Origin of the sequence: Nitrospira sp. T9, from assembly GCF_052156535.1 — a bacterium.
Lineage (GTDB): Bacteria > Nitrospirota > Nitrospiria > Nitrospirales > UBA8639 > Nitrospira_E.
The window spans coordinates 58101-83009 of the sequence record NZ_JBQKUP010000019.1; the positions used below are offsets into that span (position 1 = coordinate 58101).

Annotated in this window: 10 protein-coding genes; all 10 read left to right on the top strand. The window is 55.7% G+C overall.

What is annotated here, in order from left to right:
• The first annotated feature begins 1515 nt into the window (after window positions 1–1515).
• Window positions 1516–7239: an amino acid adenylation domain-containing protein gene (locus tag ACTRXD_RS01630; protein WP_442430135.1), complete on the top strand. Its 5724-nt coding sequence runs from the start codon at window positions 1516–1518 to the stop codon at window positions 7237–7239.
• A gap of 1 nt (window position 7240) precedes the next feature.
• On the top strand, window positions 7241–7897 hold the full coding sequence (locus ACTRXD_RS01635; protein WP_442430136.1) for a phosphopantetheine-binding protein: 657 nt from the start codon (window positions 7241–7243) through the stop codon (window positions 7895–7897).
• Window positions 7894–12444: a type I polyketide synthase gene (locus ACTRXD_RS01640; RefSeq protein WP_442430137.1), complete on the top strand. Its 4551-nt coding sequence runs from the start codon at window positions 7894–7896 to the stop codon at window positions 12442–12444. The genes ACTRXD_RS01635 and ACTRXD_RS01640 overlap by 4 nt, the downstream gene beginning before the upstream one ends.
• Window positions 12445–12484: 40 nt before the next feature.
• Complete coding sequence (locus tag ACTRXD_RS01645; RefSeq protein WP_442430138.1) at window positions 12485–14227, top strand: cyclic peptide export ABC transporter; 1743 nt, start codon at window positions 12485–12487, stop codon at window positions 14225–14227.
• A gap of 17 nt (window positions 14228–14244) precedes the next feature.
• Complete coding sequence (locus tag ACTRXD_RS01650; protein WP_442430144.1) at window positions 14245–15621, top strand: diaminobutyrate--2-oxoglutarate transaminase; 1377 nt, start codon at window positions 14245–14247, stop codon at window positions 15619–15621.
• A 5-nt stretch (window positions 15622–15626) separates the two neighbouring features.
• Window positions 15627–18008 (top strand): penicillin acylase family protein, encoded by a 2382-nt coding sequence (locus ACTRXD_RS01655; RefSeq protein ID WP_442430139.1) that lies wholly within the window; start codon window positions 15627–15629, stop codon window positions 18006–18008.
• Between the two features lie 58 nt (window positions 18009–18066).
• On the top strand, window positions 18067–18303 hold the full coding sequence (locus ACTRXD_RS01660) for an MbtH family protein (RefSeq protein ID WP_442430140.1): 237 nt from the start codon (window positions 18067–18069) through the stop codon (window positions 18301–18303).
• The gene (locus tag ACTRXD_RS01665; protein ID WP_442430141.1) at window positions 18297–19049 is read left to right on the top strand and encodes a thioesterase II family protein; all 753 of its coding nucleotides are present in this window, start codon (window positions 18297–18299) and stop codon (window positions 19047–19049) included. Before ACTRXD_RS01660 ends, ACTRXD_RS01665 begins: the two co-directional genes overlap by 7 nt.
• Before the next feature lie 135 nt (window positions 19050–19184).
• Complete coding sequence (locus ACTRXD_RS01670; protein WP_442430145.1) at window positions 19185–20192, top strand: TauD/TfdA family dioxygenase; 1008 nt, start codon at window positions 19185–19187, stop codon at window positions 20190–20192.
• The coding region (locus ACTRXD_RS01675; protein WP_442430142.1) for an amino acid adenylation domain-containing protein at window positions 20183–24909 on the top strand (4727 nt) is incomplete at its 3' end. The genes ACTRXD_RS01670 and ACTRXD_RS01675, both read left to right, overlap by 10 nt.

A 24909-nucleotide genomic window follows, 5' to 3' on the forward strand; every position in this document is an offset into this window, starting at 1 on the left:
TAAGGAATTGCGGCAAGGTTCAATGGTGAAGAAATATCGGACATACCCTTCATTCAGTTCATTGGAGGTCATCGCATTGGCGAAAGGCCGACTCGAGCTCCGGCAAGTAGGGGTTTTAAATCTCCCATAGGCCGACGGAAGGGAGTCGATGGGCTGGTGATTTGGTCAGCGTTTAGGCGTCTGGATGACGCGTTCTTGTTGGTGAAATGCAAGATTGGGATCAGGTTTTGATGACGATATCTAGCGAAAAGTCTCAGCGGGGTAACTTCCGGTATCTCCGCCAACATTTGGTAGACGAAGGGCTCTTTACATCATCGTAAGGCCCCGAATCTTCTAGACGGTGCGCTTCAGAAACTTTCATCCCCATTTGGTTTAGAGTGATTGGCCGTCTGGGTAAAACTGAAACACCTTCTGAAATCCAGATGCCTTTTCTTCGTTGAGCAGGTTGGTCGTGAGCTTAGCCCCGATACTTTGCCTTTGCAATGAAACAGAGACAGACGTCGATCTATAGTCAGGTCAGCCAACTTAAGTTCCAGCGGGAATTTACTATGCGGGCTGTCCTATCACAGCGTTCATCACCGATGCCGAACCCGTATCTCTAAAACCAGGCAGACCACGACCAAATAAATTTTTGGAAGTGATGCGGGCTCGGACCCTTTTGGCTGGGTATAATTCGTTCTATCCGTATCCCAATTCAACCTAATGGTATCGGCCCATAAAGATTCCGAGCGTTTCCTTTCGGACCTATAGAAACGAGAAACACCTAACGATGTTCTGGTTGGTGAGATCGTACAGAGGATATGGGTTAGTTTTTTCAGGGCTTGAGCTAATGGGGCGTGGGCCGAGGGTTTCTCTTTGCGGTACAGACTCATTGAGTGTTTAGCGATCGAAAAATTTTCATGGTACTTGCAACTGTAACCTAGTACTTGACATAAAGGGGTTAAAAGTTTTATTGATATTAATAATTACTATCAGTATCGATATTAATTGTTCAGTCACATAAGGCAAGAGGCCCAAGCAGTGCAAGAAAAGAGCCCATGCTCGCCGGACGGCGACCATGGGTTTTTTTTGGTAATGGGGGCGAATGAACGGGTTCAGAATGTTCTCTCAAATACTTTTCTAACATGATGCGGCGCGATCAAGGCTTCCAGTGGAACGGGGTTTCAATTAGCAGGATGTTTGCGGGGGAATTTTTGGTTCAAGGTTTACCAGGACATGGAGTAAGCATACCGTTGTTTCAAGCGCACTCGCATTGGTTCCCCACTTTACCATTTATTAATCGAGACGAAATGGCAGAAGTACGGATAAGCGTTTTGTATCCGTCTTAGCTTTATCGGCCATGTAGCATTGGAGCGGACCTGATCTTTGATTAGAAAGAAAGTGAGTTCTTAATTTATTAATCGGGACGAAATGGCGGAAGTACGGATAAGCGCTTTGTATCCGTCTTAGCTATATCGGCCGTGCAGCATTGGAGCGGACCTGGTCTTTGATCAGAAGGAAAGTGAATTCTCATACATGAGCGTTGAACACGAGACTATTGTCGATATTTTGCGTCTGTGGGCGCATCAGGCTCCGCAGCAACAGGCCTACACTTTTTTGTTGGATGGTGAAACGGATGCCGTCCACGTGACTTATGAGGAGCTTGACCGACGGGCACGCGCCATTGCTTACCGGTTGCAATCGTTAGGGGTCATCGGCGAGCGGGCGCTTTTACTGTATCCACCTGGACTGGATTTTATCACCGCATTTTTTGGCTGCTTATATGCAGGTGTTATTGCGGTACCGGCCTATCCTCCACAACGTAAGCGTACGTTGCCCCGTCTGCAAGCCATTCTAGAAGATGCCCAACCAAAATTGGCGCTGACAACGACCCAGATTTACGCAAGTGTCCAGCGTTTCTGCAGCCAGGAATCCGGTTTGAATAATTTGCAGAGGCTGAAATGGTTGAGCACTGATGCGCTCACCTCGGACAGCGAAACCGGTTGGTGTATGCCTGAGATCAACAGCCGGACACTTGCATTTCTTCAATACACGTCAGGGTCGACAGGCCGTCCGAAAGGCGTCATGGTCAGCCACGGCAATCTGTTGGACAACGAGCGGGTGATCATGCAGGCATTCGGACATACACGGCAGACGGTCGTACTGGGATGGCTTCCGCTCTACCACGATATGGGATTGATCGGAAACGTGTTGCAACCTCTGTACCTGGGTGTGTCGTGCGTGCTCATGTCTCCTGTTCACTTCCTGCAGAAACCATTCCGGTGGCTGTCGGCGATTTCGCGATATCGCGCGACGACCAGCGGGGGGCCAAATTTCGCCTATGACCTGTGTGTGCGTCAAACGACGCCGGAGCAACGCGCGTCCTTGGATCTCAGTTGCTGGACTGTTGCGTTTAATGGGGCTGAACCGATCCACGCCCCCACGCTAGATCGATTCACCGACGCCTTCAGTGGGTCCGGATTTCGTCGTGAGGCGTTATACCCCTGTTACGGGTTGGCAGAGGCGACCTTGTTTGTTTCCGGCGGTGACAGTGCGGCTCCTCCTGTGCCTCGAACGTTTAAACGAAACGCATTACAGGAGCATCGCATCCTCGATGCGACGGAATCTGATGCCGGGATGCAACAATTGGTTGCGTGCGGGTATTCACGATTGGAGCAGGAGATTCGCATCGTAGACCCCGAGGCGTTACGTATCTGTCTGGTAGGTTGTGTCGGAGAAGTGTGGGTGAAGGGTCCAAGCATCGCCGGGGGCTATTGGAATCGACCGGAAGAAACGTCCCGGACGTTTAAAGGGTATACCTCGGATACCAGCGAAGGGCCGTTCCTTCGAACCGGCGACCTTGGATTTGTGCAGGACGGTGAACTATTCATCACCGGGCGATTGAAAGATCTCATCATTATCCGTGGCAGGAATTATTATCCACACGATATTGAACTGACGGCACAACAAAGTCATATGAGTCTTCGGCCTGAAGGCGGGGCGGCGTTTTCTATTACACTGCAAGAAGAAGAGTCCCTGGTGGTGGTCCATGAAGTGGAGTCCCGTCGTTCCTCATTCAATGCCGAGAGAGTGATAGCCGCGATTCGTCAGGCCATCGCCGAACAGCATGAAGTGCAAGTTGCTGCGGTGGTCCTCATCAAGGCTGGGACGCTTCCTAAAACGTCCAGTGGAAAAGTTCAGCGAAGCCTGTGTCGCATGAAATTTCTTAACCAGGCATTCAATGTGATCGGGCAGTCTGCTCTGCCGACATCTCTTCTTGAAATCGGAAACGAAACGGGAGAGCAGGAAGACATTGTGCAAGGGAATGATCTTGAGACGATGGTCGTCGAGATTTGGTCGCAGGTGTTGCAACAGCCGACGATCCGTTTGCAGGATAATTTTTTTGCCATGGGCGGGGATTCATTGCGCGGAATGCAGATGTTGGCTCGTTTGCAGGAAGCTTGGCGAGTCGATGTGCCGTTGGATGCGCTCTTCGAATATCCGACTGCGGCCGAATTCGCGGCTCACATCGAAACCCTCAAGCCCTCTGTCGGATCAATTGCGGAGTTACCCATTCGACCCGTGTCCCGAGAGGGAGCGTCGCCTCTGTCGTTTACCCAGGAACGGTTCTGGTTTCTTGAACAATTATCATCAGGAACTCCGTTTAACAATATACCCATTGCCCTGCGGCTGAAAGGTGTGCTCGATATCGAGGTCCTTCGTCGATCGCTCGACGAAATTATTTGTCGTCATGAGATTCTCCGTGCCACCTTCGTTCTGCAGAATGGCCAGCCAGCTCAGATCATTGCTCCTCGTCTCGACCTTCCATTGCCGATAGAGGACCTGCAGCGGGTTGCTGAGTTGAAGCATGAAGAGCAGCTTCAAGGGTTGCTCGGAGAGGAAGCTCGTCGACCGTTCGATTTGATGAAGGAGCCACTTCTTCGCCTTCGATTGTTCCGCATCAGCGATGCGGATCATGTGTTGTCGTTGACCATTCACCACATCATTGCGGACGGCTGGTCGATGGGAATTTTCAGCAGAGAACTGTCAGCCTTGTACCATGCCTTTATGCATGGGCGAGTTTCCCCATTGCCGGCTCTTCCGATCCAGTATCTTGATGTGGCCCTTCAACAGAGGGAAGGCGAGCGGGAAACCGAATTTCAGCGACAGGTGACCTACTGGCGGCAACGTCTGGATCATGCTCCTCACATATTGAATCTGCCGTTCGATTTCCCCCGCCCGGAAGTGCAGGGGTATCGGGGGGCGCGGTACGAATGGATGTTGGACGCGTCAGTCGTCCGGCAGTTGCAGGCCGTTGGCTACCGCTATCGGACCACGTTGTTCATGACGTTGCTGGCGACCTTTACGATTTTGTTGTCCCGGTATAGCGGTCAATCGGATCTCTGTGTCGGGACGCCGGTTGCCAACCGTAACCGGATTGAGTGCGAATCGCTGATCGGCTGCTTTGTCAATACGGTAGCCTTGCGCGCCGACCTTTCCCGCAATCCACCATTTTCTGAGTTCCTCGATCAGATTCGAGGGACGGTACTTGGCGCCCAGGCGAACCAGGAGATTCCATTCGAGCGATTGGTTGATGAGTTAAAGGTGGCGAGAGACTTAAGCCATACGCCGCTCTTTCAGGTGATGTTCGTCCTGGCAGATCGTCCCTCGGATGTCCGTGCCTTGGGAGGTCTGGAGGCGTACAGAATGAACGTCAATACCCAAACATCCGTGTTCGATCTGACATTGGAGATGGCAGAAAAGGCCGATGGGAGTCTGGAAGCCGTATTCGAATACAGTACGGACCTGTTTGCGCGCCACACCATCGTTCGCATGGCTGAACATCTTCACGTCTTGGTGAGTGAGATTGTCGCGTGTCCGGAGTCCCGTGTGGGTGATGTTCCGATGATGACGGCGAACGAGCGGGCATATGTTCTTGTGGACTGCAACCGGACGCAGGCGCTCTATCCCGACGAATCGTGTTTGCATCAATTGATTGAAGCTCGGGCCGGTGACAGACCTGACGCCGTGGCGCTGCTGTGTGAGGGGTGTTCGTATACCTATGCCTCTATTAACAGCAGGGCGAATCAACTTGCCCGGTATTTACGGACACAAGGAGTCGGTCCGGAGATTCCCGTGGCACTATGCGTGGATCGGTCTCTTGAAATGGTGATCGGTCTCCTGGGCACACTCAAGGCCGGTGCCGCCTATGTCCCCATAGATCCGGCCTATCCCAAAGAGCGGCAGTCTATCATTCTCAAAGATGTGGAGCCCCGGCTGCTCTTAACGCAAGGGAAATTTTCCGGAGGGCTATCGGGCCAAGCGGCATCGGTCTTTGCCCTCGATACCGATTGGGCAGTGGTGTCTTGCCTTCCGGACACCAATCTGCCGACTCTCACCAGCCCGGACAATTTGGCCTACATTCTCTATACCTCCGGGACCACTGGTCGGCCCAAGGGAACAGGAATTTCCCATCGAGCGCTGGTGAATCACGCAACAGCAATGGTGAGGCAATACGGACTGGCTTCGACTGATCGTGTCCTCCAGTTCGCATCCGTCAGTTTTGATGTGGCTGCCGAAGAATGTTTCCCGACCTGGATTGCCGGGGCAACGGTAGTGTTGCGCCCCAATGAGCCGGTTCCGGCGTATACAGATTTCCACGCATTTCTTTGCGAGCAGGGCCTCACCGTCCTGAACCTTCCGACACCCTACTGGGTGGGGTGGACTGAAGAGATGGAACGAATCAGCTTGTCGGTTCCACCGTTGATCAGGCTTGTCATCGTGGGGAGTGAAAAGGCCTTGCCCGACTCTCTGGTCCGTTGGCAACGCGTGGCGGGAGGGCACATTGCGTGGTGCAATTCGTATGGGCCGACCGAAGCCACGATTACCGCCAGCAGTTATGTGCCGGGGCCTGAGGTGGATTGGGCCAATATGGCTACCGTGCCGATCGGGCGACCAATCGCCAACGTCGAGATGTATGTTCTTGGCGCAAATATGCAGCCCGTTTCGCTCGGTGTGCCGGGCGATCTGTACATCGGAGGTCTTGGGCTCGCGCGTGGATATCACCAGCTGCCGGCCCTCACCGCTGAAAAGTTCATTCCGCATCCCTTCAGCCGTCAGGCAGGGGAACGGGTGTACCGAACCGGTGATCGTGTCCGTCGTGGGCCGGACGGGCAGGTGGAGTTCCTGGGCCGACGGGATGAACAGGTAAAAATTCGTGGATTCCGGATCGAGCTTGCTGACATTGAGTTCCATGCGCGCCAATGTCCGCAGGTCAAAGAGGCCAGGGTATTTGTGGAATCAGGTTGGGCTCCAGGCTGGCCGGTCCTCATCGGTGGCCTCAATGAGATCGAGCAAGACCGGATGTTACAGGAAGTGGAGTGTTTGACCGCAGTGGAAGCGCAGTGGGTGTATGACGTGGAATCGGATGCTGAGGAACGGAGGAAGACTGTGATCCATCGAAAGCCGGAGTTTGATGTGTATCTGAAAATCAACAACGGAGAGTTCTTAACGCCGCCCCGTGAAAACCAACGCAACTGGCTGCTGCGCCGGGCGCTTGATGAGTTTTCGGACGATCTCGTCGCTCTCGACGAGATTTCCAGGCGTTTTGTTTCCGGGTCCGACCGGATCAGGATCGAACAGAACTGGACGGGGAGTCGGGCCGAATATACGCCTTCTGAGCTGATCATCGAAGGACAGCAGGTTATGCAGGATTGGGAAACGCCTTTGATGAAGGCGATGGCCGACATTGCCACAGAATCCCGTGGCGATGTGCTGGAGGTTGGATTCGGAATGGGCATTTCAGCAACATACATTCAGGCCGGCCGGCCACGTTCGCATACCATCATCGAGTGCAACCGTGATGTGATGAACGTTTTTTTGGACTGGACCGGTCGATACCCGGATCGGGATATTCGTCTCGTGCAGGGACAATGGCAGGAAGTGGTTGAAACACTGTCTGAATTTGATGCCGTATTTTTTGATACCTATCCGGCGAGTGAAGCGGAGTTTGAGGAGTCGGTGATCAACAGCATTAACTTTGCCGAAGCCTTCATTCCTTCGGCCGCGAAGTTATTGAGGCCTGGGGGCGTATTTACCTATTACACGAACGAGATCGATTCCTTTAGCCGACGGCATCAGCGATTTCTCTTCCAGCATTTCAGTTCATTCACCCTCAGCATCGTGCGGTCGCTTGTTCCGCCGGAGGATTGTCATTATTGGTGGGCAGACTCCATGGCTGTCGTCAAGGCGGTGAAGTGACATGGAGGAAGTGTTGCAACGGATCAATCGTCTGACCGAACCGCAGCGAAAACTCCTTCGCTTCCGATTAGGAGGCAGGAGTCATGAACGGATGGGTGAATCTCGACTGGTGGGGTATGTCGTGCCTCGTGTCCATGACGCACCGATTGTTCAAAGTCTCCGTGGATTTTTGGCGGAACGCCTGCCGGATTATATGGTGCCGGGGACCTGGATGATTCTCGACTCCTTCCCACTGACATCCCGTGGAAAGGTAGACCGCAAGGCCTTACAGGACATGGCTCGCTCCGCGACGGATACGATGTCTTTGCCGCAGGGCGCGCCTCGAAACGACTGCGAGCGAGCCATTGCGACGATTTGGAAAGATGCGCTGGGTCTTCACGTCGTCGGACTGCACGAGAATTTTTTCGATCTGGGCGGGCACTCTCTTCTGTTGCCGAAGGTCCTCACTCAGGTACGAGCCTTAACCCGGCGAGAGGTGGCGATGGTCGATCTTTTTCGTTTTCCGACAGTTCAGGCATTGGCCGCGTTTGTGTCGATGGATGGGGCGCCGATTATCGAAGAAACTACAACGCAACAGGTTATGGATAAGCGGGAAGCAGGAGTGCGGCGGATGAAGCAGCAACGACGACAGAGACAAGCAACAGCGAGGGGTGAATGATGAACGCCCCTGAGCCATCCAGTGAGTATCAAGCCGGTGAGGGCTTGGAGGTAGCCATCGTCGGGATGGCCGGTCGATTTCCAGGTGCGAATAATCTTGAGATGTTTTGGCGCAATCTTCAAGGTGGGGTCGAGTCAGTCTCCACGCTGAGCCGGGAAGAGTTGCTGGAGTCGGGAGTGGAGGCAAAGGTGTTTGATCGGACGAATTATGTCCGGGCTCGCGCAGTTCTAGATGAGGTCGATCTTTTCGATGCCCAATTTTTCAATATGACACCGAAAGAAGCCGAAGTCATGGATCCTCAGCAGCGACTGTTCCTTGAATGTGCGTGGGAAACCCTCGAACGCGCCGGTTATGACCCGGAGCAATACCGGGGATCGATCGGGGTTTTCGCGGGATCGAGCACCAGCGGATATCTTTTCAATTTATTCCCACGCCGAATACTCCTACAGTCCGCCGCTGATATGTCGGCGATGCTCGGCGTGGAAAAGGATTCACTCTCGACGCGTGTGTCCTACAAATTGAACCTGGAAGGGCCCAGTATAGCCGTGCAAACGGCATGTTCGACGTCCCTCGTCGCTGTCCATCTGGCCTGTCAAGCCTTGCTGAGCGGTGAATGTGACATGGCCCTGGCAGGCGGTGTCTCTATCAGTGTGCCGCAGAAAGTGGGCTATCTCTATCAGGAGGGCGGCATCGTCTCTCCTGATGGTCATTGCCGGACTTTCGATGCTGATGCCCAAGGCACTGTCGGTGGGAGTGGCGTGGGCCTTGTGTTGCTCAAGCGATTGCAGGAGGCCGAAGAGGATGGCGATCACATTTTGGCGGTGATCAAGGGTTCGGCGATCAATAACGACGGGGCGGCCAAGGTCGGTTACACAGCCCCTAGAATTGAAGGTCAGGCCAAAGTTATTGGAGCGGCGCACCTGGCATCCGGTGTGACGCCTGACTCAATTTCCTATGTCGAGGCTCACGGAACAGGCACCCCGATGGGAGACCCGATCGAAGTGGCCGCCCTGACCCAGGCCTTTCGAGCCTCGACGGCTCGTACCGGATTCTGTGCACTCGGATCAATCAAAACGAATATCGGCCATTTAGATGCCGCCGCCGGCATTGCCGGATTGATCAAGACGGTGCTGGCTCTCTCCCATCGGCAGATTCCCGCAAGTTTGCATTATGTCCGCCCCAATCCGGCGATCGAGTTTTCCGCCACTCCGTTTTATGTGAACAGGACACTGACTGAGTGGGTGCGAGGCGAGTCGCCCCGCCGTGCCGGCGTTAGTTCGTTCGGCCTCGGAGGCACAAATGCGCATGTGGTCCTGGAAGAGGCTCCGTCATCTCAGAGGGCGTCCGCAGTGGACGATGAAAGCTGCTGCCAGTTGCTTCTGTTGTCTGCCCGGTCGGAAGCGGCTTTGAACGAAATGACGAATCGGCTTGCGACGCATCTCTATCAACATCCGCACCTCTGTCTTGCCGACATTGCCCATACCCTACAATCAGGTCGGAAGGCCTTTCCCTATCGGCGCTGGCTGACAGCCATGAATACCGAGGAAGCCGCCCGGCTGCTCTCTGACTCGATGTTTGGGGGAGGAGCAATCCGCCCTGTGGAAGGAGAGCCTCGGATTGCCTTCATGTTTTCCGGACAGGGATCACAGTATCCGGATATGGGGCATTCTCTCTATCAGCAACAGCCTCTGTTCCGTGAGCATATCGATCGGTGCGCGTCGATTGTGAATCAGCATCTCGATCGGGACATTCGGACGGTGCTGTTTCCGGGCTCTGCCGCTGAAACGGATTTGATTCATCACACCAGCCTGACTCAGCCCGCATTGTTTATCTTCGAGTATGCGCTTGCCCAACTGTGGAAGACATGGGGGATTCACCCACACGCCATGATCGGGCATAGCATCGGGGAATATGTCGCGGCCTGCCTATCGGGAGCGTTTTCAATTGAAGACGCGTTGGCGATCGTCGCGATGCGAGGAAAACTGATGCAGGGGCTTCCGTCCGGAAGCATGTTGGCCGTTTCGCTCTCCGTGATGGAGGTGACCCCATTTCTGAATGAAAAGCTGGATCTCGCGGCCGTCAATGCTCCCGGGCAGTGCGTAGTCTCCGGCTCCGATGATCGGATCGCGGCATTGGACCGTGCCTTGGCGGATCAAGGTATACAAGGTCGACGCTTGAAGACCTCTCATGCATTTCATTCATCCATGATGGATCCGATTCTCAAGCGCTTCGAATCCTTTCTTGCTGGAATCGAACTACAAGCCCCGCAAGTTCCCTGGGTGTCGAATGTAAGCGGTACCTGGATTCGACCTGAGGAAGCAATAGATCCGGCTTACTGGTCGCGTCATTTGCGCTCGACGGTTCGCTTCTCCGAGGGGGTTCAAACATTGCTGGAACAGCCGGCGACGGTGTTATTGGAGATCGGCCCCGGCCGCACGTTACAAAATCTGGCCAGGAGACATCCCGTTCCGGTCAGGTTGAGTGTGCTGGCGTCACTAGATGGGCTCGACCAGGCGCACGCCGGACAGGATGAAATGCCCGCCATCCTGGCGACTCTCGGTTCTCTTTGGGGGGCCGGGGTTCGAGTGGGTTGGAGTGGCCTGCACTGCAGGAACCGGCGACGACGGGTTGTGTTGCCGACCTATCCATTTGAGCGGCAGCGTTATTGGGTGGAGCCTGGTCGGATTGAACCGGTCCAGGTTGGTGCGTCCGGTGAAAGACAGACTGATCTCTCGAAATGGTTTTATCAACCGTCCTGGAAACGGTCAGCACTCGTGACGAAGGGTGAACGACGTTCCGACGAACAGTGGTTGGTTTTTCTGGATGAACAGTCGACGGGGGCAGAATTTATCGGAGAGCTTGAACGACAGGGCCGATCGGTGATCACCGTGTTGGCCGGCAAGGGATTTGAACGGTGTGCCAATGGGACCTACCGGGTAAGACCCGACTCCCGGGATGATCATGAGTCACTGGTTCGAGAGTTGACCAGCCGGGATCACCTTCCAGCCTGTCTTTTACATGCCTGGACAATCGGTGATGAACCGAACGAGGCAACCGCTGTCGTGCGCATGCAGATGGCGCAAGAAAAGGGATTCCTCCATCTGCTCCTTCTTGCACAGATATTCGCACCCCGGCGCCGTGCTCGACTCTCGATCCTCGTGCTTTCAAACGGGTTACATGATGTCACCGGCGAGGAAACATTACGTCCTGAACAGGCTACGTTGCTGGGGGCCTGTCGTGTTATTCCACAGGAGTATCCGGGCGTGACGTGCCGCGTGATCGACCTGGAAAGAGCCTCTGCGGCCAAGCCGTTTCGGGATGTACTCTGCGGGCGCCTGATCGACGAAGTTTCCAACCTCGATGCCGAACCGGTTGTGGCGTATCGGGGTATGCATCGTTGGACCCAAACGTTTGAGCCACTCATCCTTACAGAAAAGGACACAGGACCTTCTCTGCTGCGTGAGGAAGGGGTGTATCTCATTACGGGTGGTTTGGGAGGGGTGGGACTTTGCCTTGCGGAGTACCTCATTCGTACCGTGCGTGGGCGGGTTATTCTGACGAGCCGGACCGTTCCGACTCCTGAGCAGCGTGAGCGTGTGGCCGGATTGATTCGATCGGGCGGGCGCATTCTGACTCTTCAGGCCGATGTCGCCGATCCAGCGCAAATGCAGGGAGTGATTGATGAAGCCCGGCGACAATTCGGCCGGATGCATGGGGTGTTTCATGCAGCGGGAATCGCCGGCGGTGGACTTCTGGAGCTGAAAACCCCGGAAACCGTATGGGATGAATTTCGTCCGAAGGTGTTCGGAGCCTTGGTGCTCCAAGAGGCGTTTCGCGATAGGCTCCTGGATTTTGTGGTGTTCTGCTCTTCCCTGACGGCTGTGGTCGGAGGCGTGGGACAAGCTGCCTATTGTGCGGCCAACGTCTTTCTGGATGCTATGGCGCATGCCGGAACGAAAGAGGGAACACGCCTCATCTCTGTGAATTTCGATCGATGGCGACAGGTGGGCATGGCGGTTGAAGCGGAAGCTTGGCTCAAGACCCTGCAGGTTCCTGAAGCGGAATTGGATGGCATGACTCCGCAGGAAGGTCAGGATGTTGTGAATCGAATTCTTCGGGGTCCGAACCTCCCGCAGATCGCCGTGTCCATTCGTGATCTGCCGACGGTGGTCGCCTCCGTTTCCCTGATGTCATTAACGCCATCACAGATGATGCAGGGAGCGGCTCCGTCTGCCATCGGAGACGTAGTGGAATCCTTGGAACAAGAGGTGGCGAAATTGTGGAAACAGATTCTGGGCATCGAACGTGTGGGTCTGGAGGATGATTTTTTTCGGCTGGGTGGCGATTCCTTGAGTGCGCTTCAACTGTTGAACCGGGTTCAGGAGCTTTACGATGCCAGGCTGTCACTCCGTGAATTTTTTGATGCGCCGACGGTGCCGGGATTGGCCACGCAGATCCGCGGGGCGCGAGTCACCGGGGCACAGCAAGAGCCGAGAATTGTTCCCATTCCTCGTCAATCCCGACGATTGCGCGGGGCTTCGGTATGAGATCGATTGTGGTGTGGCAGCCGCGAAGGAAGAAATTGCGATGAACTTGATCAAATTTTTAATACGGAGTTCCTGGCGATTGCTGCTGGGTTCCATTCTGGCCGGTGTGGTGAGTGGTTTGGCAGGAGCCGCAATTATTGCGGTTATCCATAAGGGGATGAACGGGACCGAATCGTCGTCCATGCTTGGCTGGAGTTTTCTGGCCCTCGCGTTACTGGTTGCGGTAACCAAAGCCCTGTCGGAAATTCTGCTGACCAGGTTGGGCCAAAGCACCATTTCAGAGTTACGGATGCAGCTGAGTCGACGCATTCTGCAAGCTCCACTCCGTCAGTTTGAGGAACTGGGTTCACATCGATTGTTGGCGGCCCTGAGTGACGACACCGATGTGATTGCGCAGGCGTATGTGCAGTTGCCGCTGATCTGCGTCAACTTTGCGACGACGATGGGCTGTCTCGCATATCTTGGATGGCTATCCTGGCCTCTGCTGATTCTCGTTCTGGCATTTATGGGACTCGGGAGCATCACGTTCAATCTGCAGGAACAGCGTGCATTGCGATATTTCAAACACGCCCGGGAGATCAACGATGCTCTGTTCGGACATTTCCGTTCCATCATGGCCGGAATCAAAGAACTCAAATTACATCGCCCGCGGCGTGAGGCATTTCTCGGGACGTGGCTTCAACGGACCATAAGGGAGTATCAGCGGGACTTCGTCGGGGGCATGACGGTGTATTCCATCGCGTCCAGTTGGGGGATGTTTCTCTTTTATGCCGTCATCGGAGTCATCCTCTTCCTGTGGCCGTCGTGGCGACATCTGCCTCTTGAGACAATGGTCGGCGCGACGCTGGTGCTGTTGTACATGATGGGTCCCTTTGCGCAGATTATAGAATTGCTGCCGGGTGTCGGCCGGGCGAATATCGCACTGAAGAAAATTGAGGCGCTGGGTCTGTCGCTGGCCGACTCTGACACGGCCCTTGCCGGTGAGGGCGGTTCCGGTGCAGCGATGGAACTAGATACCACAGGCTGGCGGTGTTTGGAGTTAACGGAGGTCACGCATCGGTATTGTCGGGAGGGAGAGGATTCCAGTTTTACCGTGGGCCCGATCAATTTACGTTTTGCTCCCGGTGAGGTGACGTTTCTCATCGGCGGAAACGGAAGCGGGAAGACCACGCTGGCCATGTTACTGTTGGGTCTCTACACACCTGAGTCCGGAACGGTCCGCCTCAACGGTGTCCCGATCGAGGACGCCAATCGTGAAGCCTATCGACAATTGTTTTCAACGGTATTCTCGGATTTCTGTGTATTTGATTCCTTGCTGGGGCTCGAGAAGGACCATCTGGATGCGGAGGCTCTCATGTATTTGGAGCGATTGCAACTCCGGTCCAAAGTACAGATCGAGCAGGGTGCGTTCTCGACCCAGGCGCTTTCTCAAGGACAACGGAAACGACTTGCGCTGTTGACAGCCTATGTTGAAGACCGGCCGTTTTACGTGTTCGATGAATGGGCAGCCGATCAGGATCCGCTGTTTCGAAAAGTGTTTTATACGGAACTGCTTCCGGATCTGAAGGCACGGAGCAAGACGGTTGTCGTGATTACGCATGACGATCAATATTTTTCGCTCGCCGATCGGTGCATTCGAATGGATTATGGAATGATCGTGGATGTTGTCGGACAATCCATGATTGGTAGCGAACAGGATTTTGCATTGTCTCAATCCACGGGGTCCGGGAGAGCTGCGGGACCACTACGGGCGGGTTCTTTTTTCAAGGAGGAACAAGCATGACGGTTCATGTCGATGAAATGTGGGAATCCATTACGACCGGTAACACTGCCCGGATGGAACATCTGGGCGCCAATCCCTATTTGGAGCGGCAGGCGCTGAGAGAATCGAATGCACGCAGTTATCCGCGCCGCCTGCCGCTGGCCCTTACGAAAGCCAAAGGGATCTATGTTCAGGATAACGAGGGACGGACCTATATCGATTGTCTAGCCTGTGCCGGAGCCTTGGCTCTTGGACACAATCATCCTGTCGTCGTCGAGGCGATCAACCGGATGCTGCGGGACGAACTTCCGTTTCAGACGCTGGATTTAACGACGCCGGTCAAAGACCGCTTTGTGGAGAAAGTCTTTGAGTGTTTGCCGAAGGAATTTGCAGAGGGCGCAAAAATTCAATTTTGCGGGCCATCGGGAGCGGATGCGGTCGAGGCGGCAATCAAGCTGGTGAAAGTCGCGAGTGAGCGACGTACGATTCTGGCCTTTCAAGGCGCCTATCACGGGATGACGCATGGCACACTGGGGTTGACGGGTGATCTGGGCCCTAAAAGGGCCATCAGTGGGCTCATGGCCGATGTTCATTTCCTCCCCTATCCCTATGCGTATCGTTGTCCGTTCGGCGTGGGAGGTGAAGAGGGGCATCGTCTCTCCAGTGCCTATATCGAGCGGCTTCTGGACGATCCCAACAGCGGCATTGTGGAGCCGGCCGGGATGATCCTGGAGGTGGTCCAGGGGGAAGGAGGCGTCATTCCGGCGTCGCTGGGCTGGCTTCAGGAAATACGCCGTATTACTCGTGAGCGCGGCATTCCATTGATCATCGATGAGGTGCAAACCGGCTTGGGTCGAACGGGGACGCTGTTCGCCTTCGAACAGGCGGGGATTGTGCCGGATGTCGTTGTCTTATCTAAAGCGATCGGCGGCGGATTGCCGTTGAGTGTGGTGGTCTATCGCCCTGAGTTGGATCGATGGACGGCAGGAGCACACGCCGGCACATTCAGGGGCAATCAAATGGCTATGGCGACAGGGGAGGCCACAATCGATTTCATCTGTCGCGAGCAGGTGGCGTTGCATGCCGCCAGGATGGGAGAACGGCTGATGAGCAGCTTGCAACGGATACAGGCGGACTCACGGAGTCTTGGTGATGTGCGGGGGCGAGGCTTGATGGTCGGAGTGGAAATCGTCCACACCGACAAAACTCCGGATACGTCGGGTGCATTCGCGGCCGCGCCGGCTATGGCGACCAAAATCCAGCAGGAAGCCTTGCGGCGAGGACTGATCCTGGAACTGGGCGGGCGGAATAATAGTGTGGTGCGGTTTCTTCCTCCCTTGATCGTCACAGCGGAACAGATCGATACGATCTCGACGATTTTCTCCGAGGCCGTCTCGACGGCGGAGCAAGGTTGAAGGGAATGACAACTTTTCGCATGGCCACCATGGCCATTGTCGTCCTAGTCACGATCGGGGGTGGATGGGGTGTGCTGGTGCTGCGCGCCTCCTTGCCCGTTCGGGACGGCGAGGTGCAAATGCCGGAAATAGAGGCGCCGGTGACAGTAACGTTTGACACACTAGGAATTCCCACGATTACGGCTGAGTCACGATTAGATGCCCTACGGGTGCTCGGGTTCGTGACCGCACAAGATCGCCTCTTTCAAATGGATCTGTTGCGTCGGAGTAGTGCCGGACGGCTGGCTGAGGTGTTCGGGGAGTCGGTCGTGGATATGGACATCAAGCAACGAACGGTCGGATTTACGCAAGTGGCGGACGCCGTCATGAGCCGTATTCCCAAGGAGCAGAGATCGGCTTTGGAAGCATACGCGGAAGGAGTCAACGCATTCCTCGACCAGATGGAGGGGCTTCCAGTCGAATGTGTGATGCTCGGTTACCGGCCGGAGATCTGGCGGCCGGCAGACAGTGTGCTGGTCGTACTGGGAATGTTTCAGACATTGAACGGATATGAAGATGATGAACGCATGCGCACGGTCATGCGCAGCGCTCTTCCGGACGACGTTTTGACCTTTCTCCTTCCTGCCGTCGATGCCTATACCGATAAGCTGCTGCGCGGCGTCACATCACCTGCCCCGATATCCCCTATTCCGGTGCAGGCTCTGGCAACGATTCGGCGCCCTTTTGACCCGAGCCGAATGTCACGGGCGTCGATTATCAACTCTGACAAACCCGTCGTGGGATCGAACGCCTGGGCGATCGGTGGATCCCGAACACCGGATGGACGAGCCATTCTCGCCAACGATATGCATCTGGACGTATCGGTTCCCAATATCTGGTATCGCGTCCAGATTCAGTACGAGGACGTCGAGATGGCCGGCATCGTTGTGCCGGGAATTCCTGTGATGGTCACCGGATCGAACGGGTATGTCGCCTGGGGCTTGACCAATGTAGAGGGAGATTTTCTTGATCTTGTACAGGTGGAACTTAATCCTCGTAATCGGCAGGAGTATGCGACTCCGGAAGGCTGGCGTTCCTTGACGATCCGGGAAGAAACCATTGTGGTCAAGGATGGAGAGGACCGGCAGGTCGAGGTAAAGGAGACGCTCTGGGGTCCTCTGGCATCCGAACCATTGCTTGGACGACTGGTGGCCATTCGTTGGACCGCCCTTGATCCGGATGCAGTGGATGTGGGGTTGTTGCACCTGGATCGGGCCCGTTCTCTGTCGGCGGCGATTTCGGTTGTGAATCGCGCGGCCGGTCCCGCGAATAATGTGCTGCTTGCGGATAAGGATGGTCATATTGCGTGGACATATACGGGGCGAATTCCCATTCGCCATGGATTCGATGGTTCCGTCAGTCTTTCATGGGCCGATGGCCGGGCGGGATGGTCGGGATTTATTGAACCGGATCAGTTGCCGCGGATTGTGGACCCCCCATCAGGGTTTCTCGTGAACGCGAATCAGCGCATGGTGGTGGGCGATGAGCCCTACATGATCGGCCATTCATTCGCCGGCGGGTATCGAGCGTATCGAATTACGAAGCGCTTGGACACCATGATCCCGGCCAGGGAGTTGGATGTGTTCTCCGTTCAACTGGATACGACGACGGAGATCTATGAATTTTACCGGAACCTCGCGTTACAGGTCTTGAGCGGGCCTGTGATTCAGCAGAATCCCCATCTGTCTGAAGTTCATCGTGTTCTTGAGGTTTGGAATGGAAAAGCCGATGCCGAGAGCAGCGGCTTCGGGCTATTGAAGACGTTCAGGAATTCGTTGGCGCGCTCGGTCTTTACTCCATTTTTAGAAGTATGCCGTGAGAAAGATGAAGGATTCGTCTATGACGGAGATCTGGATACCCCGCTACGCGCGCTTCTGACCGCACAAGTGCCACAACTCCTGCCCGATCAGGTGCATTTCGGGAATTGGCATGCCTTTCTTCTGCATGCGCTGGAGCAAAGCGTTGAGGATCTAAAAGCCACATACCATGTGGTGACGCTGAGTGACTTGACCTGGGGAATCATGAACCGGGTTGAGATGGTGCATCCGTTGGGAAATGCAGTTCCGGGGTTGGGATATTTATTGAATATGCCGGATGAAGAAATGCCCGGTTGCGGCCAGTGCGTGCGAGTGATCAGCGGAAGTCTCACGGCAAGCCAGCGCATGGTGGTGTCACCGGCTCATCATGAAGACGGGATTTTTCATATGCCGGGCGGACAATCGGGTAATCCGTTTTCCCCTCACTACCGGGATCAGCATCCCTTTTGGAGCAGAGGCATTCCCTCGCCGCTGTTAGCAGGTCCGGCCATGCAGCGACTCACTCTGAGCCCCTTGCCGGGCCAGACGTAACGGACGCAGCAATGCACGCTGCGCCAGAGACTTCACCCTAACCACATAAGGAGAAATCATGGGAAGTGACGAAGAGGAAGATACGACAGTCTACAAAGTGGTGATGAATCATGAGGAGCAATATTCCATCTGGCCGTCCTATCGGGACAATCCTCTGGGATGGACGGACGTGGGGAAAACCGGTCTCAAGGAAGAATGTTTGGACTATATCAAAGAGGTATGGACGGATATGCGGCCGTTGAGTCTGCGAAAGTGGATGGCCGAACAAGCGGAACAATCGGGTTCTTCATGCTGACCACTGCCCGATCACACCCATGGATTGTCACCTGCCGACAGACGTCGGGGATCCGGTTGTTATGTTTCCCGTATGCTGGTGGAGGGCGTTCGGTGTTTCGCGGTTGGCCGCAATATCTTTCGGCGGACATTGCACTCTGTGCTGTCCAGTTGCCAGGCCGGGAGGCGCGTATGAAGGAAGCGCCCATCGGAGACCTCAGGCGTGTGGTGGCCGAACTCGCGGAGGCTATCGAACCGACTCTCGACAGACCCCTTGCGCTATTCGGGCACAGCATTGGGGGACTGATTGCGTTTGAACTCGCACGCGAGATGCGGCGGCGCTTTGCCATCGAACCCGTGCATCTCTTTGTCTCGGGATGTCCAGCCCCTCAGATCTACGATAACGATTCACTGTTCGATCTGCCGGAGGGCGAATTTCTCGATCGTATGCGGCGGTTCAATGGAACTCCACGGGAAGTGCTTGAACATCCGGAGATGATGCAACTTGTTCTTCCGGCGCTTCGCGCAGATTTCTCCCTGCGCGATACCTATGTGTATACCACTGAAGCACCGTTACGTTGTGCGATTTCGGTCCTTGGCGGCATGGAGGACGTTGATGTAGGAAAAGAGAAACTGGAGCCCTGGAGCGCACAGACGTCCGCATGGTTTCAGTTGCGGCTATTTCTAGGGGGTCATTTCTTCCTACGGACCGCCCAACCCGCCGTCGTAGAATCCGTTTCAACGACATTGAAGGGGTATGAACAGTAATGTGGAGTATGCGGGACCGACAGATTTGACGTTTGGTGCTGGCGGTCCAATTCGGACCGGTTCAGTGGAGTGAGAAGGAGTCTACAATGATCCGGAGGTGTCGTGATGAATAATGATCGTCAAACAATTTGTACCATGTCCCCTCAGATCTGCAGTGATGACGGTACGGAATCGTTATTTTCAACAGAGCCGCTCGTCCCCGGAATTCGTCTCCCGTTGCTGATGACGGCACAGGAGGTTCGGGATCTGAGCGTCCTGTCAGCCGCGGCGCGGCGCGGCGCCGACGAGTACTTGTCGATTCATGGCGGCGTCTTGTTTCGAGGATTGCCGGTAGAGTCGCCGTCCGACTTCGAAGCGTTTGTGAAGGCCTTTACCCCATCGATTATCTCCTATGAATTCGGATCCACGCCGCGCTCACAGGTGTATCAGCAGGTCTATACGTCGACGGAATATCCTTCCGATCAACATATTCCCTTGCACAACGAACAGGCCTATACCACGGAATGGCCGATGAAGATCTGGTTTTATTGCGGCCAGCCGTCCGAGGAGGGTGGGTATACGCCCATTGCCGACAGTCGGGAGGTGTTGACACGGATTCCGTCGCGTATCCGGGAACGATTTATACGGAAACGGGTCATGTATGTACGTAACTACGGCAATGGGCTCGATCTACCCTGGCAAAAGGTATTCAACACCGAGGATCGTGCCATCGTTGAGAAATTCTGCCGGAAGAGTGGGATCATGTTCGAGTGGAAACCGGACGGTGAACTTCGGACGCGGCAGATTGCCCAAGCGGTGGCGGCACATCCCGTGACACAGGAACAGGTCTGGTTCAATCAGGCGCATTTGTTTCACGTGTCGAATTTAGAGCCGGACGTGCGCGAGGCGCTCTTGTGCGCCGTGAGCGAATACGATCTTCCGCGGCATGCCTGTTATGGAGACGGGACTTCCATCGAGACTGATGTGTTGGATGAAATTCGCGATGTCTATCGTTGCCTCGCGGTACAGTTCTCCTGGCAGAAAGGGGATGTGCTGATGTTGGACAATATGCTGGCGGCTCATGGACGTACCCCCTACAAGGGAACACGGCAAATCCTGGTCGCGATGGCTGAGCCGTCAGGAGCGTCGACCGAATGCCGTTGAACGAAGAAGCAGCTCGAAGCGAGTCCCTGTCATGCGAGGGCATGGAGACGGAGCACTATGTGTTCCCGATGAGCTTTGCGCAGCGTCGATTGTGGTTCCTGTCGCAACTGGAGCCGGAGAGTGCCTCCTACAACACGGCGATTGCCGTGCGGATGAACGGCGTGCTCGACCGCCACGCCGTGGAGTGCTCATTCAACGACATCGTGAGACGGCATGAAGTTTTGCGATCGACATTCGAGTCCGCAGATGGGGATCCCGTCCAGATCATTGCGGCGGAGCGTGAAGTCCATCTCAGAGTGGTCACTATCCCCAAGAGCGATGACAGGGTCGAACACGCGGTCGCCGCGGAGGCACAGCAACCGTTCGATCTCGCGCGCGGTCCTTTGATTCGCCTGTGTTTGTTGGAAAGACATAATGCGGAGCAGGTTCTGGTGGTCACGCTGCACCATATTGTATGCGACGGGTGGTCGGCTCAAATCCTGGCGAGGGAATTTGCGGCGTGCTATGCGGCCAGAATCGCGGGCATGACCGCTTCCTTGCCGCCGTTGCCGATTCAATATGCCGATTTTGGAGAATGGCAACGGCAATGGATGCAGGGGGCGGTGCTGGAACGCCAGTTGGCCTATTGGAAGCAACAATTGAACGGTGAGTTGCCGGTATTGGAACTCCCGACCGACCGCCCACGAGCGGCAGTCCAAGCCTCGTCCGGAAGCCGGCATGTCTTTATGGTACCGGAGGGGGTCGCGAAGGAATTAGTGGCCCTCAGCCGTCGAGAAGGCGTGACGTTATTCATGACGTTGCTGGCGGCCTTTCAGATGTTGTTGCTCCGGTATACGGGTATTGAGGATGTCTGCGTCGGGACGCCGGTCGCGTGCCGGACCAGGCCTGAAACTGAGAATTTAATCGGTTTTTTTGCGAACACCCTGGTTCTACGCACCGATCTTTCCGGAAATCCGCCGTTTTCCCGTTTACTGGCAAGGGTCCGTGATGTCGTCATCGGCGCTCAAGCCCATCAAGACCTTCCGTTTGAAGAACTGGTAGATGTGCTGAAGCCTGCGCGAGCCTTGAGTCACCCGCCGTTGTTTCAAGTCATGTTCGTTCTCCAGACCACGCTGTCTCAAGCCATCCGGCTTCCCGGCCTTTCCGTTGAGATACAAGAAGTGGATGTCGCTTCGGCCAAGTTCGACCTGTCGCTCGATATGGCTGAAACGGAACAGGGGTTGGAGGGGGCCTTCGAATATAATACCGACCTTTTTGAGCTATCCACGATCCTCAGAATGACGGACCACCTGCTGCAGCTGCTTCAAGGGATCGTCGAGAACCCTGATAGGCGTGTACACGAATTGCCGTTCATGGCGGCATCGGAATGGCGTCAAGTAGGGGGGGAGAGTCGCGACTCAGAATGCTGTTCACCCGTGGGTGCGGGATATGCAGAGGTGTTCGAGGCGCAAGTCGAGAAAACTCCAGAGGCGATTGCCGTCGTCTGCGATGGGCAATCGCTTACCTATGGGGAATTGAATGAAGCCGCTAACCGGGTGGCGCATGCTCTGATCCGGGCAGGCGTGGGCATAGAATCGATTGTCGCGGTGCTTGACCGACGTGGGATTCCTTTTCTGACGATGATGCTGGGGGTTTTCAAGGCCGGTGGTGTCTATCTGCCCCTCGACCCGACCCATCCGGCCCAGCGCTGGAGCCGGCTCATCGAGTTAAGCCGGTCGGCGGTCGTCCTAGTAGCAGAAGCGTTTCGGCCAAGCTTACTGGACGCCTCGTTAAAGCTCTCACAATCAGGCGAAATTCCTGTGCTGACGATAGAAGACATTTGTGCCCGGAAGGTGTCCGAAACTAATCCCCTTCGCCCGTGCTCGCCGGACCAACTCGCATACATCATCTATACGTCCGGGTCTACAGGGGTGCCGAAAGGCGCGATGGTGACGCAACGGGGCTTGGTCAATCACGTCATGAGCAAAGTCGCGGTCCTGGGCCTGGATGCCGACGCGGTCGTCGCGCAAACGGCGTCCGCCTGTTTCGATATTTCGGTCTGGCAATTTCTTGCGGCGCTGGTGGCCGGTGGCCGTACGCTGATTGTTCTCGATGACATCGCACGGGATCCGGCAGCACTGTTGGTGTGTCTGATTGAATCGGGTGTGACGGTTGCTGAAACCGTTCCAATGCTTTTGCAAGGCATGCTCGACGCGGCAGCCTGTTCAGCGGCGCTTTCGTTGTCCAAGCTTCGCTGGATCCTTCCGACCGGCGAGGCGCTTCCACCGCAACTGTGTCGCGATTGGTTTGAGCGATACCCCCGCATCCCTCTAATGAATGCCTATGGGCCGGCCGAGTGTGCCGATGATGTGGCTATGGCTCCGATCACCGGGCCTCCTTCACGGGAGCAGGTTTGTATGCCCATCGGCTGGCCAATTCGGAATGTTCGACTCTATGTTGTGGATCGGTGGCTCGGACCGGCTCCGATCGGTGTTCCCGGTGAGCTCTGTATCGGGGGCAGTGCCGTTGGTCGAGGGTATGTGCAAGATCCGGTGCGAAGCGCGGAGGCGTTTGTGCCGGATCCGTTTGCCCCGGAGCACGGCGCGCGTCTCTATCGAACGGGTGACCGTGTATGCCGACGGACCGATGGGAGCCTGGAATTTCTCGGCCGGTTCGATCACCAGGTGAAATTGCGTGGTGTGCGTATCGAGTTGGGAGAGATCGAGGCCCGTCTTCGCGAACTCACGGATATTCGCGATGTCGTTGTGGTTTTGCGTGAGGATTGTCCGGGTCAAAAACGATTGACGGCCTATGTGGCGACCTCCGGGGCAGGAGGCAATCAGAGAAAATCCTGGCGCACGGCGTTGCGGACACAGTTGCCGGAGGCGATGATTCCGTCATGTTTCGTCCTGCTTGAGGCACTTCCTCGAACCTCCAACGGCAAAGTGGATCGTCAGGCATTACCTATTCCCGAACAGGAGCGCATGGGTGATTATGTGGCGCCCCGGACGCCCGGAGAGGAGGCGCTGAGTGAAATCTGGGCCGATCTTTTGGGAGTTGAGCGAGTCGGAGCAGAGGATAATTTTTTCGAGCTCGGCGGAGATTCCATTCTCAGCTTGCAGGTCGTGACCCGCGCACGACAGAAGGGTCTATTGCTGACTCCACGGCAGCTCTTCCAGTATCAATCCGTCTCGGAACTGGCGGCTCATGCGTCCTCATCGTCTTCCACGCCGGAAGTGGCTCTCCTGAATTGGAATGCGTCCACGTTTGTCGATGAGAATGCCGTCCGGACAGCGCGGCGGGTCTGTCCGGATCTGGAAGATGTCTATCCGCTCAGCGCGTTACAGCAGGGACTGTTGTTTCATAGCGCGTATGCACCCCAATCCGGTGTCTACATCGAACAGATGCACTGCCGGTTGCGGGGAGAGTTGGATGCACAGGCATTCCGGAAGGCCTGGCAGTGGCTCGTGGTCCGGCACGCGGTGCTTCGAACCAGATTCATGTGGCGGGACGTGTCGTCACCGGTACAGATCGTCATGCCGTTGGCGAATCTTCCCTGGCAGGAGCTCGATTGGCAGGGATATTCCGCCGGCGAGCAGGAGACGCGGTTGCGATGTTTTGTCCAGGAGGACCGGCAGCTCGATTTTGATTTCGAACAGCCTCCGTTGATGCGGCTGGCCCTGATCCGCGTCGCGCCGGAGACGTATGAGGTGGTCTGGACCCACCATCACATTCTCATGGACGGTTGGTGTTTGCCGATTCTCCTGAAAGAAGTTCTGACTGCGTACCAGACCTTTCGATCCGGACAGGAGCCGGCGCAGGATCTTCCCGTTCCCTATCAGCATTACGTGGCCTGGCTTCAGCAGCAGGATTTAACCGCCTCGGAAGAATTTTGGCGCACCACTCTTCAGGGATTTACTTCGCCGACTCTGTTGGGAGGCGAAGGGAATGTGGAGAAGTCGGATGGAGATTATGGGTCCTTCACGCTGGCCATCTCATCGTCAACGACTGACGCAATTCGTACATGTGCCAAACGATGCCAGGTCACCGAGCATACGTTGGTGCAGGGGGCATGGGCGCTATTGCTGAATCGATACTGCGGTGAAAGGGACATCGTCTTTGGCACGACAGTTTCCGGTCGCGCTGCTGAGATCCCCGGAATCGAATCAATGGTCGGGCTGTTCATCAATACGCTGCCCCTTCGCCTGTCCGTGTCTCCGGATGCTGTTGTCCATCAATGGTTGCGGGAGATTCTCGTACGGAACAGCGCTCTGCGGGAGTATGAACACAGTCCATTGGCGCAGGTTCAAGGATGGAGCGAGGTGCCGCGCGGTCAATCATTGTTCGAGAGCCTGATCGTCTTCGACAACCATCCGATGGATGAAACGTTGGAACAAGACATGATCGGTCTTGCCGTCGAACAGCCGCGGTTGCAGGGACAAACGAACTATCCCCTGACGTTGAACGTGTTGCCTGGGAAGACTCTGACCGTGAACTTCTGGTACCAACGGGGGAAGTTCCGTAGTGATGTGATCACCCGTATCGCCGGCCATTTCAATACGCTCTTGACGACCATGGCTGAACAACCCCAGGCACAGTTATCGGCGTTGTCGATGATGGGGGCGGCGGAGCGGGCGGTAGTGGTGGAGGAGTGGAATGCCACGGCCCGGGCCTATCCGACAGCCACGACGGTGCCGGAGCTGATTGCCCTGCAGGCCGCGCGTACCCCGACGGCCCT